This is a genomic window from Nonomuraea sp. NPDC048916, assembly GCF_040649575.1.
Classification (GTDB): Bacteria; Actinomycetota; Actinomycetes; order Streptosporangiales; family Streptosporangiaceae; genus Nonomuraea.
The window spans coordinates 79,283-94,786 of the sequence record NZ_JBEZFS010000005.1 but is presented as its reverse complement, the minus strand read 5'-3'; the positions used below and the strand labels follow the sequence as shown (position 1 = coordinate 94,786).

The following is a 15,504-nucleotide window of genomic DNA, read 5'->3' as shown; positions in this document are numbered from 1 at the left end:
CAAACATGGCGAGTGTGTAGCCTGCCGAGCGTGTTCGATCCCGATGTGAGCATCGTCACCGATCGCCTCCTGCTCCGGCCGTTCGGACCGGCGGACGCGGACCGGATCAGGTCCATCGTGGAGTCGGGCGTCCGGTTCCTCCCTCCCGGCGCCCCGGTCCACGTGGCGGGCGTCGCCCCATGGCTCTCGACCGGCGTGCACGAGCTGCGGCGCACCGGTCAGGGCGTGCACCTCGCGATGACCGACTCCGGCGGCCACATCGTGGGCGCCATCAGCCTCTTCAAGACCTCCTGGGGCGCCGGCACCACGGAGATCGGCTACGGCGTGCACCCCCTCTACCGCGGCCGCGGCTTCGCCCCCGAGGCCGTGCGGGGGCTGGTGGACTGGGTGTTCGCCACCACCGAGCTGCGCAGGATCGATCTGACGGCCGACCTGGACAACCTCGCGTCCCTCCGCGTCGCGCAGAAAGCGGGCTTCACCTGGGAAGGCGTGCTCCGTGACGCCAGCCTGGAGGACGACGGCCCGCACGACCTGGTGATCTTCGGCCTGCTGCGCGGCGACGGCCGTACCCCCTCCGAAGAGCTGCCCCGGGCCGAGCTGCGCACCCCGCGGCTGTTACTGCGGCAGCTCGCCGAGCGGGACGTGCCCGACCTGGCCGCCACCGGCGCCGACCCGCTTACCCAGGCCATGACCGGGGTCCCGCGCGGCTACACCCAGGCCGACGCCCGGGCGTTCGTCGCCGTCGCCGAGCGGATCCGGACCAGGGGACAGGGGATCGCCTGGGCCGCGGAGGAGCTGGACGGCGGGCGCTTCGCGGTCAACGTGGACCTCCGTGACCTGGACTGGGTCAACCGGACGGCCGAGGTCGGCTACATGACCGCGCCCTGGGCCCGGGGCAACGGCTACGCCGGCGAGGCGGTGCTGGCCATCGCCCGCTGGCTGTTCGCCCGGGGCTTCAAGCGGCTGGTGCTCCGGGCCGCCATCGCCAACGCGGCCTCGCAGCGCGTCGCGGAGAAGGCCGGGTTCGTCCGCGAGGGCGTCGCCCGCAACGCGCTGCTCGGGGACGATCTCGTCGTCTACAGCCTCATCCCGTCGGACCTGCCCGAGACGGACGCCGGGGGCAGGACGTACTGACTGGTGAAACCCTCCGGCAGCAGTCACCCTGGGTGGTGAGGACGGTGAGTGCCATGATCACGGTTGTCGGGTGGGACGGGTCCGCGTTGCCGGCCGAGGCGATCGAGCGGCTGCGGTCCGCGACGCTCGTCGTCGGCCCCGACGCCATAATCGGGCAGCTCAGGCTCACCGCGTCGACCGTGGCCGACGACAAGCTGCTCGAAGCCCTCGACGAGCACCTCGAACACGGCGAAGGCCCGGCCGTCGTGATCGCCGAAGGCGACCCCGGCTTCTTCGGGGTGGTGCGCACGCTGCGCGCCCGCGGTCTCAAGCCCGACGTGTTCCCCGCCACCTCCCTGGTCACCCGCGCCTTCGCCTGCGCCGGCCTCAACTGGGAGGACGCGCTCGTCGTCGCCCCCGCCGGCCCCCACCAGCTCAACCGGGTGGTCAACGCCTGCCGGGCGCACCCCAAGGTCGCCCTGCTGGTCACGCGCGGTGTCGGCCCCGCCGAGATCGCCCGGGAGCTGGCCCCCACCACCCCGCGCGCGCTCATCGTCTGCGAGGACCTGGGCGGCCCCGACGAGCGGGTCACCCACAGCCGCATGGGCGAGGCCACCACCCGGCCCTGGAAGGACCCCGACGTGGTGCTGGTCATCGATCCGCTCCACCGGCCGGGAGAACGCGGCTGGGTGGCGGGCGCGCGGCCCGGGCCGGCCGAATGGGCGCTGCCGTTCGAGAGCCGGATCCCCGCCGAGGTCAGGGCGTACATCCTGGCCAAGCTGGGCCCCCGGCTCGGCGACCTGGTCTGGGACGTGGGCGCGGGCTCGGGCGAGATCGCGGTCGAGTGCGCCCGGCTCGGCGCCGCCGTGATGGCCGTCGAACGCGATCACGAGGCCTGCGCCCGGCTCCGCGACGCGGTGCTCGAGCACGGCGTCAAGGTCGCGCTGACCCGCGGACAGGCGCCTCCCGCCCTCGAACCCCTGCCCGATCCCGACGCCGTCTTCGTGGGCGGCGGCGGCCCCGACGTGATCGTCGCCTGTGCCGCCCGCGGCCCGCGCACGCTGGTGTGCGCGCTCAAATCCCTCGAACAGCTCCCCACCGTGCTCGACCGGCTGCGCGAGCACGGCTATCGTGCGGAGGGCACTCAGATCCTCGCCTCCAAACTCGCCATCCAGCCCGACGGTTCGCACAGCCTGGCCGCGTCCGACCCCGTCTTCGTCGTCCACGCCGTTCTGGCTCATCCCATGTGACCTGTCGTTACCGGCACGCATCGGTTATCCTCGCGTGTCCGTCTACGTACCGGAGTAACCCTCAAAATGAAGCCCCCGCTCCTGCTGATCGGGCAGGGCTCGAACGATGACGCCGACTCCGCGGAGTTCGGCAGGTTCGTCCATCGGCTGCGCTGCCGCCTCGACCGGACAGCCGCGGACGTCTCCGGTGGCTATCTCGAACGCGCCACGCCACGGCTGAGCGAGTCCGTCGCCTCCCTCGTCGCCCGCGGTCACCACCGCCTGGTGGCGCTCCCACTGAGCCTCAACCGGGTGGGGGAGGAATATCCCGCGGCCATGGCCCTCGAACAACAGCGTCACCCCACCCTCATGTACGACTGCGGACGCCCGCTCGGGCCCGACCCCCGCGTGCTCGCCCTGCTGGCCGAGCGCCTCAACGACGCCGCCACCGAGATGCCCCGCCCGCGCCCGCTGGAGCTGGCCGGCGCCAGGCCCCGGCTGCGGGCCGTCGACTCCGCGTTCGCCGAGAGCGTTCCGATGCACGTCGAGCCGGGGGAGACCGCGGTCGTGCTGGTCGGAGAGGGCTCCACCGACCCGACGGCCAACGCCGAGATCCACCGGGTGTCACGGCTGTTCTGGGAGACGCACGCCTACGACTTCATGACCGTCGAGACCGCGTTCGTCTCCGTCACCCCGCCGGGCGTGCCCGGCGGGCTCGAACGCTGCCGCCGGCTGGGCGCCAAGCGCGTGATCGTGGTGCCCTACCTGCTGTTCGCGGGCGGCCTGCTCGAACGCGTGTGGGCGCAGGCGCTGGCCTACGGCGCGGGCCACCCGGAGCTCGACATCCGCTGCGCCGAGGTGATCGGCGACTGTGAGACCCTGGCCGACGTCGTGATCGACCGCTATGAGGAAGCGCTCCGGCTGGTCCCCTGATCCGTTCCTGGAGGTTCGTCTTGCTCGCCGAAACGCTCGCCGCGATCCGTCCCGCCGACCCGCGGGCGCTCGCCGAGGCCCGCGCCCATCACGACCGCCTCACCAAACCCAAAGGCTCGCTGGGCGCGCTCGAGGACGTCGCGGTACGCCTGGCGGGCGCCGCGGGCGCCGTCCCGCCGCCCATGCCCGTGCCGGCCGCGCTGGCCATCTTCGCCGCCGACCACGGCGTCCACGCGCGGGGCGTCACCCCGTGGCCGCAGGAGGTCACGGTCCAGATGGTCGCCAACTTCCTGGCGGGCGGCGCCGTGGCCAACGCCTTCGCCGCGCAGGCGGGGGCGTCGGTGACCGTGGTCGACGTGGGCGTCGCCGCCGACCTGCCCGACGCGCCCGGGCTCGTCAAGCGCAAGATCGCGTACGGCACGGCCGACCTGTCCGCGGGCCCCGCGATGACCGTCGACCAGGCGGTCCAGGCGCTGGAGGCGGGCATCTCCGTGGCCCACGACCTGGTCGCCGAGGGCGCCCGCTGCCTCATCACCGGCGACATGGGCATCGCCAACACCACCGCCTCGGCCGCGCTGGTCGCGGCCTTCACCGGCCACGACCCCGACGAGGTCACCGGCAGGGGCACCGGGATCGACGACGACACGCACGCCCGCAAGATCGCCGTCGTCCGCGAGGCGCTCGCCGTCAACTCCGTGACACCCGTCGGGTCCCAGCCCAGCGACGCGCTGCGCGTCCTCGCCGCCGTCGGCGGCTTCGAGCACGCCGCGATCGCCGGCTTCATCCTGGGCGGCGCGCAGGCCCGGGTGCCGGTGATCCTCGACGGCGTCATCGCCGGCGCCGCCGCCCTGGTCGCGGCCGCCCTCGACCCGGCCGTCACCGACCACTGCGTCGCCGGCCACCGCTCGGCCGAGCCCGGCCACGCCGCCGCGCTCGACCACCTCGGGCTGCGCCCCCTGGTCGAGCTCGAACTCCGGGTCGGCGAGGGCACCGGCGGGCTGCTCGCCCACCCGCTGGTCTGCGCCGCCGTACGCGTCATGCACGACGTCGCCACGTTCGACTCGGCGGGAGTCACGGAAAAGCCCGTGTGATGATGGGGACACGTTGACCAGCAGATGAGGTGACTGTGGCCAGGTACGGCCCTATGTACGGACCCGATATCACGTTTCTCGGCGTCGAGCGGTGCGACGTCGGTGACCCGGCGAGCTACGCCGGCGCCGACGTGGTGATCATCGGCGCTCCGTTCGACGGCGGCACCTCCAACCGGCCCGGCGCCAGGTTCGGCCCGATGGCCCTGCGCCAGGCCTGTTACCTGCCGCACGACGGCTCCAGGCCGAGCCTGGCGCTGCGCGTCGACGCCCTGCGCGACCTGCGGGTGCTCGACGCCGGTGACGTCGAGTGCTACTCGGGCGACGTCGAGGGCTCGCTGGCGGCCATCGAGGAGGCGGTCCACCGCGTCGCCTCCTCGGGCGCGATCCCGCTCGTGCTCGGCGGTGACCACACGGTCGCGCTCCCCGACGCGCGCGGCACCGCCCGGGCGTACGAACCGGGCCGGGTCTCGATGATCCACTTCGACGCCCACGCCGACACCGGCGACATCGAGTTCGGCCACCTGCACGGGCACGGCCAGCCGATGCGCCGGCTCATCGAGTCGGGCGCGATCCGCGGCGACCGGTTCCTCCAGATCGGGCTGCGCGGCTACTGGCCCGAGCCCGAGACGCTCGCCTGGATGGCCGAGCAGCGGATGCGCTCCTACGAGATGACCGAGATCGTGGCCCGCGGGCTCGACGAGTGCCTGACCGAGTCGTTCCGGATCGCGCTCGACGAGTGCGACCGGATCTTCCTGTCCGTCGACATCGACGTGTGCGACCCCGGCCACGCGCCCGGCACCGGCACGCCCGAGCCGGGCGGGCTCTCGGCCAGGCAACTGCTCGATGCCGTTCGCCGCATCTGCTATGAGTTGCCCGTCGCGGGCATGGAGGTGGTCGAGGTGGCTCCGCCCTACGATCACGCGGACATCACCGCGTTCCTCGGAAACCGCGTCATCCTGGAGGCGCTGTCAGCGATGGCCAGACGCCGCAAGGACGACGAGGGCGGGCCCCGCTGGAACCCTCTCCAGCCCCTTCTTGACGGGCGTTAACTCGCCCGAAGTAATTGTCGCGTTGAGAACCGGTAGGTTTACCTCCGGACACACCAAGCTTCGCAGACTGGAGATTCCCCAGCATGGGCCCCTACCTCCTCGGCCTGCGGCTTTCCGGCCGCCGGGTGCTCGTCGTGGGTGGCGGTCGCGTCGCCCAGCGCCGGGTGCCCGCGCTGCTCGAGGCCGGTGCGGCGGTCACCGTGGTGTCGCCGGTGGTGACCCCGGCCCTCGACGACCTGATCGCCATGGGCAGGCTGACCTGGCAGGCCAGACCCTACGAAGTGGGTGACTGCGACGGCGCGTGGCTCGTCCAGGCGTGCACCGACGACCGGGCCGTCAACACGGCGGTCGCCGCCGAGGCCGAGGCCAAGCGCATCTGGTGTGTGCGGGCCGACGACAAGGACGCCTCCGCCGCGTGGACTCCGGCCTCCGGGCGCGTCGACGAGATCACCGTGGCCGTCACCGCGGGCGGCGACCCGCGCAGGGCGGCGGGCATCAGAGACGCCGTGGTGGGAGCGCTCCGCGACGGCACGGTCGACGCCCGGCGCAACCGCACCAAACCGGTCGGCGTCGCCCTGATCGGTGGCGGGCCCGGCGATCCCGGCCTGATCACCGTGCGCGGGCGTCAGCTGCTCGCGCAGGCCGACGTGGTGGTCGCCGACCGCCTCGCGCCTCGCGCCCTGCTCGACGAGCTCGCACCCGACGTCGAGCTGATCGACGCCGCCAAGGTCCCCTACGGCAGGTCCCTGCCGCAGGAAACGATCAACGAGGTGCTCGTCGACCGGGCCAGGCAGGGCAAGTTCGTGGTCAGGCTCAAGGGCGGCGACCCGTTCGTGTTCGGCCGGGGCGGCGAGGAGATGATCGCCTGCGCCCGCGCCGGGATCCCGGTGCTCGTGGTGCCGGGCATCACCAGTGCCGTGGCGGTGCCCGCCGCGGCCGGCGTCCCAGTGACGCATCGGGGGATAAGTCAGGAGTTCCACGTCATATCCGTGCACGTGGCGCCGGATGATCCGAAATCAACCGTCGACTGGCCCTCGGTGGCCCGCTCGCAGGGGACTCTGGTCCTCATGATGGGCCTGGAGCGGCTGCCCAAGGTGGCCGAAACCCTCCTTCGAGACGGACGTTCCCCGGAGACTCCCGTGATGGTGGTGCAGGACGGTACCCTTCCGACCCAGCGGGCGGTCATCGCTCCACTTTCCACCGTGGCCGACCGCGTGTCCGCGGCTGGGATACGGCCGCCGGCGATCGTCATCGTCGGCGACGTCGTAAGGGTCGGCCAGGAGGTCGAGATGGTTCGAGCGGAGCGCTTGCCGTGAACACCGCCATGGATGACGGGCGTCAGGAGTCACCAGGGGAGCAGACCCTGAGCTTCCGCCCCATCACGGAGGAGGACGTCGTCAAGCCGGACGACGCCCCGAACGACCATGCCCGGCAGGCCGTCCCCGAGGAGCCGGCCGCGCCCGCGGAGGAGCCTCGCCGGCCCAAGCCGCCGCCCACCGGGCAGCCTCCTGCCCAACCCGACGCCGCCTCCACGCCCCAGCCAGGTCCTCCTCCCGCGCCCGACCAGGCGCCTGCCCCCACCTCCGACGAGAGCCCCGCACCGGAAAAGAAGCGGCCGTCGCTGTGGGATCGCCAGGTTTCGCCCGAAGAGGAAGACGCGCCCGAGCCGGGAAAGAAGCGGCCGTCATTGTGGGATCGCCGGGCGTCGTCCGCAGAGGGGGACGCGCCCGAGCCGGGACCGAGGACGTCCCTGGACCAGGATGAGCGGCCCGACGCGGGGCCGGACGGTTCACCCCGCGTTCAGGAGCCCCGAGCCGAGGAAGCAGACCCCGGTCCGGACGAGGAGACCGAGGGGCCGCACCCCTTCGCCCCGGCGGCCGAAAGGCCCGCAGCCGGACAGGCTGAGAGCCGGCGGGCGGAGGCGCTGCCGGCCGAGGTGGCCAAAGCGCTCTCGACGGCGCTCGACACGCTGCGGGCGAGCGTCGCCGAGCTGCGGTTCGGCCTCGACCTGCCGGGCGCCGACGAGGCCAGGCAGGCACGGGCCGACCTGCTCACACAGCTCCAGGACTACGTGCTCCCGAGGGTGCGGACGAACACCGCGCCGGCCCTCATCGTGATCGCCGGTTCGACCGGCGCGGGCAAGTCGACGCTGGTCAACTCGCTGGCGGAGAAGAACGTCTCGCGCACCGGCGTGCGGCGGCCCACCACGGGCATCCCGGTCCTGGCCTGCCACCCCGACGACCACAAGTGGTTCGCCGAGGGAGACCTGCTCGGCGGCCTGCGGCGCATCGACAAGCCGTCGCCCGAGGACGGGCCCAACAGCCTCATCGTGGTCCCGACCGAGAAGCTGCCGCAGGGTGTGGCACTGCTCGACACCCCCGACATCGACTCGGTCGTCGAAAGGCACCACGAGATCGCCCAGCGCATGCTCGACGCGGCCGACCTGTGGATCTTCGTCACCACCGCGGCCCGCTACGCCGACGCCCCCGCCTGGAACCTGCTCAGGCTGGCCAAGGAGCGCGGCGCCCGGCTGGCCATCGTGCTGTCCCGGGTGCAGCCGAAGGCTCGCGACGTGGTGCTGAAGCACTTCGTCCGCATGCTCACCGAATACGGCTTGGGCGAGATCGACCGGTTCGTCATCGGCGAGGCCGACGTGGTGGACGGCCGGCTGCCCGACAACGAGGTCACCGACCTGCGACTGTGGCTGGCCGAGCTCTCCGTCGACGAGGACCGCCGCGCGCAGGCCGTACGAGAGACCCTCAACGGGGTCCTCGACAGCTTCCGCACCCGCGTCCCCGCGCTCGCCCGGCACATGGAGAGCCAGGTCACCTTCCGCGGCGAGCTGCGCGCCGACGTGGAGGCCGCCTACCTGAGCGCGCTCACCGAGATCGACAAGGCCTTCCGCAACGGCTCGCTGATCCACGGCGAGGTGCTCGCCCGCTGGCAGGACTTCGTGGGATCCGGCGACCTCCTGCGCACGATCCAGCTGCGCAAGCGTGGCAGGTCGGCCAGGGGGGCACCCGAACGAATCATGGCGTTCAGGGCCGCCCTGCGCGCCGGCATCGAGTCCGTGATCGTCGTCGCCGCCAGCCGCGCCGCCGAGGAGGTGGTCGCGCGCTGGCGCCGCCGCTCCCCGCTGGGCGCCGTGCTCGGGGCCGACCTCGACCGCCCCTCCGACGATCTCGTACGTCACGCGAGCCGGGCCATCGCGGCCTGGCAGGAGCACGTCACCGAGCTGGTGCGGACCGAAGGCGTGGCCAAGCGTTCGGTGTCGAAGCTGGTCTCGTTCGACGCCGACTCGCTGTCCTTGATCTTCATGGTCGCCATGTTCACCGGCGGCACGGCCGAGGGCGTGCCGCACCGGCTGGTCAACGCGTTGCTCGGCGCCGAGTCGCTGCGCGGCATCGGCGCCAAGGCGCTGAGCGACCTGAGAGCCCGAATCGGCATGCTGTTCGACGAGGAATCCATGCGTTACGTGCAAGCGCTCGACTCCGCCGGAATCCCGGACGAGTCCATGGCGACACGTCTCTACCAGGCGACGTACAACCTCGAGGTCGCCCGATGAGCACACTCACCACCAGGCCGGGCCTCGCGCAGCGGCTCGCCGCGCTCACCAAGATCGTGGAGCTCGGGCCGGGGCGGCTCGAGCCGAAACTGCTCTCAGAGGCGAGCACGCTGCTGACCCGCGCCGGCGAGCGGCTGAAGCTGTCGTCGGAGCACACCGTGGTCGCCCTGGCCGGCGGCACGGGCAGCGGCAAGTCGTCGCTGTTCAACGCGCTCTCCGGGCTGGAGCTCTCGCCCACCGGCGTGCGCAGGCCCACCACGGCCCGCACCCACGCCTGCGTGTGGGGGCTGGAGGGCGCCACCCCGCTGCTCGACTGGTTGCAGGTGCAGTGGCGTCACCGGTTCGCCCGCGCCAGCGCGCTCGACAAGGGCGAGAGCCAGCTCCACGGGCTGATCCTGCTCGACCTGCCCGACCACGACTCGATCAGGGCTCTCACCGACACCGAGGCCGACCGGCTCATCGGCCAGGCGGACCTGGTGGTGTGGGTGCTCGACCCGCAGAAGTACGCCGACGCCTCCACGCACCGGCGCTACGTCACCGAGCTGGCCGGGCACGACGCGGTGACCGTGTTCGCGCTCAACCAGGCCGACCGGCTGAGCACCGAGGAGCTCGCTGAGCTGGTCATCGACCTCAACGACCTGCTCCGCCGCGAAGGCGTCGAACACCCCAGCGTGGTGCCCACCTCGGCGATCACCGGCCGGGGGGTCGACAGTCTCAAGAGCGTCATCGCGGGGGCGGTCTCCCGGCGCAGGGCCGCCATCCAGAAGCTCGAAGCCGATCTTCACCGGCTGGAGCAGCGCCTGGCCGAGGCCATGCCGGTGGGCGACGTCCTGTCCGCGCCGTCGTCGGTCGACGAGGCCCGCCGGCTCGGGCTCACCGACGCGCTCTGCGACGCCGTGGGAGTCCCGGCCGTCGGGGAGGCCATGGAGAACGTCTACGCCGAGCGGTCGATGCGCTGGGTGGGCTGGCCGTACCCCCGCTGGATCTCCAAGCTGCGGCCCGACCCGCTCAGGAGCCTGCGCCTCGACGACGTCAGCGACGAGATCCACGACCTCACGACCGGTTCGGTGAGCGCCCAGGCGGCCGAGGCGGTCAACGCGGTGCAGGCGCTCGCCGACGGGCTGTCGGCCGGGATGCACCCGGTATGGCGCACGTCGGTGCACCACGCGGCCCGCTCCCGCTCCGCGCAACTTCCCAAGGCGCTGACGGAGGACCTCTCGGAGGTCGCGCCCCGGCTCGACCGGGTGCCCGGCTGGTGGTGGCTGCTCAAGGTGTGGCAGTACACCCTCGTGGCGGCGTTCGCCATCGGGCTGGTGTGGCTGGTCGTGGGGATGTTCTTTCCCGGCCGGGCACCGCTGGGCATCCAGCTGCTGGGCGACACGGCGGCGCTGCCCTGGGTGGGGCTGATGATGGCCTCCGTGCTGGGGCTCGGCGCGCTTTCCGGCATCGCCTCACGCAACTTCGTCGAGCTGGGAGCGTCGAAGGAGCGCGAACGACTGGAACGGGAGATGCGCCGCCGGGTGGCCGCGATCGCGGAGACCATGGTGGTCGAGCCGGTGGAGCGCGAGCTGGGCCGGCACCACGCCTTCTACTCGGCCATGAACAGCCTGGCGAGCTAGCTTTCCACAGGCGTTCCTCCGTCGTTCGGCGCTGTCCACAGAATTCCGTTCGGCCGCGTACTCGCGCGGGCGGCTGCGGCACCTTGTTCCCAGGGCGCGGGCACTCCGCCCGCCGCATGGGAGGCAACGGATGAACGACATCTACATCACGCTCACCGGCAACGTCGCGGCAGAGCCCAGGCAGCACACGTTCGACGACGGAGCCAGGGTGACGTCGCTACGAGTGCTGACCTCTCACCGCTACTTCGACAAGAAGACCGGGCAGTGGACCGACGGCGAGAAGGTGTGTTTCGCGGTGCGCTGCTGGCGGGCCCTCGGCGAGAACGTGGCTCAGTCGGTCAAGATCGGGCAGCCCGTGGTGGTGTCGGGCAAGCTGCGCATCCGCGAGTTCGGCCCCGAGGGTGACCGCCGCTTCATGCCGGAGGTGGAGGCCAGCGCGGTGGGCCACGATCTGAGGTGGGGCACGGGCAGCTTCGCCAAGCCGGAGCGTGGCGGCGGGGCCGCCCTGGTCAGCAGGGAGATGCGCGAGCGCCTCGACGAGGAGACCCAAGACTGGGCCATGGGCGGCGGCGCGGCCGCACACTCGTCCCGAGACCGGGCCGAGCCTCTCCCGCCCGGCGGCCCGCGTCAGGACACTCCCCTGCGGGCCTTGGGCTCCGGCGACGCGAGGAAGCCCCGGGCGACCGACGATGACGAGGCGACCGTGCGCATCCTCGGCGCCGACGACAACGAGAGCGAAGCCGAAGACGCCGAGTGGCCCACAGAGGAGCGCGCCGCGGCCTGACCGGCATCGCGCCCGTCACCGGCCGGCGTGGCGGACTGGCGTCCCGAAAGATACAAGGAGTCCCGACAGGAACGAGGAGTCCCGGCAGATACAAGGAGTCCCGACAGGAACGAAGAGTCCCGGGCAGAAACGAGGAAGGGGGTGGGAGGGGGAGTGAGGAGGGGGACCGACCTTGCATGCCGCGAGTCCCCCGAAGGACGCGGCACCGGCAAGTGGCCGATGGTGCCACCCATGTCATGTCGACGGCTGGCCAGAGCACCTGTCAGGTCCAGGTGACGCCTCGCACCATGGCTGCTCCTTTCCGGCACGGCCCGCTGGCGGAGTGAGCCGTGTCCACATTCCCGGACCACATGGAACATGTGACCCCGCTGTCAACGTATCGGTTCCCATCGCGCGACGCACACTCCGCAATTATTGTGTTACACATCGTTAGGCGGAGAGGAACCGGTATGGCGGCGACCAGTCACACCTCGATCAAGTCTCGCGACGGTGTGTCAACTCTGGTCGGCCGTTGGCCGTTGCTCGGGCAACGTCGTCCGCTCGTGGTCTATCTCAGTGTGATCGTGGCGCTCGATGTCGTCGCGATCATGATGCTCACGACGGTCACCGACTTCCGCTGGCCGCACGTGCTGACCTTCGGCGCCCTCATGGGCTGCGGCGCGGTCTGCATCGAGGCCACGAGACGTCTCGGCATGCCCGCGGGTGTCTCGCGCGACCTGCTGTCGGCCTGGTGGTTGCCGGTGGCGTTGCTGCTGCCACCGGTCTATGCCCTGTTCGCGCCGATCGTGCTGCAGGTCCTGCTGCAGTGGCGGGTCCGGGCGACGGTGCTCTACCGCAGGGTGTTCAGCTCGGCCGCCATCGGCCTGGCGGGATGCGTCGCCTCCGTGGTGTTCCACCGGCTGGTCCCCGACCCGTCGGCGCTGACGCGGGGCGGCGGATCCGCGATCGCCCTCGCGGTCGGCGCGGCGGTGGTGTTCGCGCTGCTCAACACCGGGCTCATCGCCGTCGCGGCCCACACTGCCGACCCTGAGGGCCCGTGGCGCGATGTGCTGTGGGACAGGGAGAGTGTCCTGCTCGACGTCGTGGAGCTGTGCCTGGGCGTCATTGTGGCGATCGCCTGCGGGCTCAACCTCGCCCTGCTGGTCCTCGCGCTGCCGCCGGTGGTGCTGTTGCAGCGCAGCCTCCTGCACGCGCAGCTCCAGGCGGCGGCCCGCACCGATCCCAAGACCGGCCTGCTCAACGCCGCGGCCTGGCAGCGCGAGGCCGACACCGAGATCGTCCGGGCCCGGCGCGGCGGCGACACCCTGGCGTTGTTGATCATCGATATCGACCACTTCAAACGCGTCAACGACAACCACGGGCACCTCGTCGGCGACCAGGTGCTGGTCAGCATCGCCACCACCATTCGCAGCCAGCTGCGCGACTACGACGTCGTCGGCCGCTTCGGCGGCGAGGAGTTCGTGGTCCTGCTCCCCGGCGCCGACATCCACGAGGCCCGGCAGGTCGCCGACCGTCTGCGCAGGCGCATCGGCCGGATGGCGATCCCCGCCGACGACGTCATGATCAGCGTGACCATCTCGGCGGGCATCGCCGTCATGAGCCTGCACGGCGACGATCTCATCGAGCTTCTCGCCGCCGCCGATCTGGCTCTCTACCGAGCCAAGGAGCTGGGCCGCGACCGCATCTGCGTCCCCGTCGTCCAGTCACCGCCGCCGCCCGTCGCCGACGCGTCTCCCGCCTGAAACCGACCTCACCTGCCCTGAAGGCAGAAGCCCGGGTCAGGAGCCCCTAAGCTAGATACCATGCCGGAGTACATCTATACGCTGCAGCGCGTGCGCAAGGCGCACGGCGACAAGGTTGTCCTTGACGACGTCACGCTGTCGTTTCTGCCAGGTGCCAAGATCGGCGTCCTGGGCCCTAACGGCACCGGGAAGTCGACGCTGCTCCGGATGATGGCTGGTCTGGAGCAGCCGTCCAACGGTGACGCCAAGCTCATGCCGGGCTTCTCGGTGGGCATGCTCCAGCAGGAGCCCCCTCTCAACGAGGAGAAGACCGTCCTCGGCAACGTGCAGGAGGGCGTCGCCGAGACGATGGCGCTGCTCGAGCGCTACAACGAGATCGCCGAGCAGATGGCCACCGACTACAGCGACGAGCTGCTGAACGAGATGGGCAAGCTGCAGGAGCAGCTCGAGCACCGCAACGCGTGGGAGCTCGACAGCCAGCTGGAGCAGGCCATGGACGCCCTGCGCTGCCCGCCGCCCGACGCCGACGTGACCAAGCTGTCCGGTGGTGAGCGCCGCCGGGTCGCCCTGTGCAAGCTGCTGCTCGAGGCCCCCGACCTGCTGCTGCTCGACGAGCCCACCAACCACCTCGACGCCGAGAGCGTCCAGTGGCTGGAGCAGCACCTGGAGAAATACGCCGGCACCGTGCTGGCCGTCACCCACGACCGCTACTTCCTCGACAACGTCGCCAACTGGATCCTCGAGCTCGACCGTGGCCGTGCCTACGCCTACGAGGGCAACTACTCCACCTACCTCGAGGCCAAGACCCAGCGCCTCAAGGTCGAGGGCCAGAAGGACGTCAAGCGCAAGAAGCGCCTCGAGGACGAGCTCGAGTGGGTTCGCTCCAACCCCAAGGCCCGCCAGACCAAGAGCAAGGCCCGCCTCCAGCGCTACGAGGAGATGGCGGCCGAGGCCGACAAGCACCGCAAGCTCGACTTCGACGAGATCCAGATCCCGCCGGGCCCCCGCCTCGGCACCACGGTGATCAAGGCCGACAACCTGACCAAGGGGTTCGACGACCGGCTGCTCATGGAAGACCTCACGTTCGACCTGCCGCGCAACGGCATCGTCGGCGTGATCGGTCCCAACGGCGTCGGCAAGACCACACTGTTCCGCATGATCATCGGTAGTGAGACGCCCGACGAGGGGTCGATCATGGTGGGCGACACGGTCAAGATCTCCTACGCCGACCAGAGCCGCGGCGGCATCGAGCCCGGCAAGAACGTCTGGGAGGTCGTCTCCGACGGGCTCGACCACATCAAGGTCGGCAACGTCGAGATGCCGTCCCGCGCCTACATCGCCGCGTTCGGCTTCAGGGGGCCCGACCAGCAGAAGAAGGCCGGCGTCCTGTCGGGTGGCGAGCGCAACCGGCTCAACCTCGCGCTCACCCTCAAGCAGGGTGGAAACGTCCTGCTGCTCGACGAGCCCACCAACGACCTCGACACCGAGACGCTCTCGTCGCTGGAGAACGCACTGCTCGACTTCCCGGGCTGCGCGGTCATCACCTCCCACGACCGGTGGTTCCTCGACCGCATCGCCACCCACATCCTGGCGTGGGAGGAAGGCTCCAACTGGTTCTGGTTCGAGGGCAACTTCGCCGACTACGAGAAGAACAAGATCGAACGCCTCGGCGCCGACGCCGCCCGCCCCCGAAGAGGCGCCGACCACGCGTGGTCGGCGCCTCTTCGGCGCTTACGAGGCGCACGTGGCCGGTGTCACGTCAAGGTGAGCGGTCTTTCGATACGTACCGGCCTGGGCCCTTGACTGGCCCAGAGTTGCCGCCGATTCGGCCATGCGGCGGCCGGCCCGACGTTCGCCCCCTGGTCGGTCCGCGCGTCTGTGCCCCACCATGCGACGCCTTGCCGCGGGAAGGCCGGCAAGCGGTGCCATCCCCGGCTCCGGGGATTACCGTCACCTTGGCTCGAAGACCGTGAACAGCCCTGGAACCTTCGGCCCTGGCCGTGCCGGCCGGTCCTCACGCATGGGGGTTCAGCGTGAGCCCTTGGAATCGTCAGGCACGCGATGTGACAGGGAACGCGGCAGCCTGCGCATATGACAGAGAATGCGCACCCGCCAATGTCCTTCCTGGTCAAAACGTGAATCCGATGCTTGTGCCCGGCTTTGTCGATTCGGGTCCGTGCCAAACGACGCCTCAGCGAGGTCGGAAATCGGCGGACTGAGACATGACGCAGCGAAAGGCCCGGTGGGCCGGTGTAATTTCACCGCCTTAATGTGCCTTCAGCACAGCATTATCCGTATCAAGGCCCACATCGGCGGTAGCTGGGGGTATTGCATCTCCGTCCCCCGCTTGGAGAGCACGTACCTGCACACCAAGAAGGT

At 71.0% G+C, this 15,504-nt stretch carries 10 protein-coding genes and 1 pseudogene; all 11 read left to right on the top strand.

The window, feature by feature from the left end; all coding sequences use genetic code 11:
• Positions 1-30 precede the first annotated feature (30 nt).
• Positions 31-1,134 (top strand): GNAT family N-acetyltransferase, encoded by a 1,104-nt coding sequence (locus AB0C16_RS06275; RefSeq protein ID WP_357679477.1) that lies wholly within the window; start codon positions 31-33, stop codon positions 1,132-1,134.
• Positions 1,135-1,187: 53 nt separating this feature from the next.
• Entirely contained in the window at positions 1,188-2,363 is a 1,176-nt protein-coding gene (cbiE, locus tag AB0C16_RS06270) for a precorrin-6y C5,15-methyltransferase (decarboxylating) subunit CbiE (protein ID WP_357679475.1), read from the top strand.
• Between the two features lie 66 nt (positions 2,364-2,429).
• Complete coding sequence (locus tag AB0C16_RS06265) at positions 2,430-3,275, top strand: sirohydrochlorin chelatase (RefSeq protein ID WP_357679473.1); 846 nt, start codon at positions 2,430-2,432, stop codon at positions 3,273-3,275.
• A 20-nt stretch (positions 3,276-3,295) separates the two neighbouring features.
• Positions 3,296-4,366 carry a nicotinate-nucleotide--dimethylbenzimidazole phosphoribosyltransferase gene (cobT, locus tag AB0C16_RS06260; RefSeq protein WP_357679470.1) on the top strand — a complete coding sequence of 357 codons (1,071 nt, stop codon included), beginning with the start codon at positions 3,296-3,298 and terminating at the stop codon, positions 4,364-4,366.
• Between the two features lie 53 nt (positions 4,367-4,419).
• Positions 4,420-5,415: an agmatinase gene (gene speB, locus AB0C16_RS06255; protein WP_357679468.1), complete on the top strand. Its 996-nt coding sequence runs from the start codon at positions 4,420-4,422 to the stop codon at positions 5,413-5,415.
• 83 nt (positions 5,416-5,498) lie between these two features.
• Positions 5,499-6,731: a uroporphyrinogen-III C-methyltransferase gene (gene cobA / locus AB0C16_RS06250; protein WP_357679465.1), complete on the top strand. Its 1,233-nt coding sequence runs from the start codon at positions 5,499-5,501 to the stop codon at positions 6,729-6,731.
• The gene (locus AB0C16_RS06245; protein WP_357679463.1) at positions 6,728-8,980 is read left to right on the top strand and encodes a GTPase; all 2,253 of its coding nucleotides are present in this window, start codon (positions 6,728-6,730) and stop codon (positions 8,978-8,980) included. The genes cobA and AB0C16_RS06245 overlap by 4 nt, the downstream gene beginning before the upstream one ends.
• Positions 8,977-10,599: a GTP-binding protein gene (locus tag AB0C16_RS06240; protein WP_357679461.1), complete on the top strand. Its 1,623-nt coding sequence runs from the start codon at positions 8,977-8,979 to the stop codon at positions 10,597-10,599. Before AB0C16_RS06245 ends, AB0C16_RS06240 begins: the two co-directional genes overlap by 4 nt.
• Positions 10,600-10,729: 130 nt before the next feature.
• On the top strand, positions 10,730-11,383 hold the full coding sequence (locus AB0C16_RS06235) for a single-stranded DNA-binding protein (RefSeq protein ID WP_357679459.1): 654 nt from the start codon (positions 10,730-10,732) through the stop codon (positions 11,381-11,383).
• Positions 11,384-11,832: 449 nt separating this feature from the next.
• Positions 11,833-13,125, top strand: coding sequence for a GGDEF domain-containing protein (locus tag AB0C16_RS06230; RefSeq protein WP_357679457.1), 1,293 nt, complete (start codon positions 11,833-11,835; stop codon positions 13,123-13,125).
• A 60-nt stretch (positions 13,126-13,185) separates the two neighbouring features.
• Positions 13,186-14,820: pseudogene (gene ettA / locus AB0C16_RS06225) on the top strand (energy-dependent translational throttle protein EttA); the annotation flags it as partial.
• Positions 14,821-15,504: the final 684 nt, after the last annotated feature.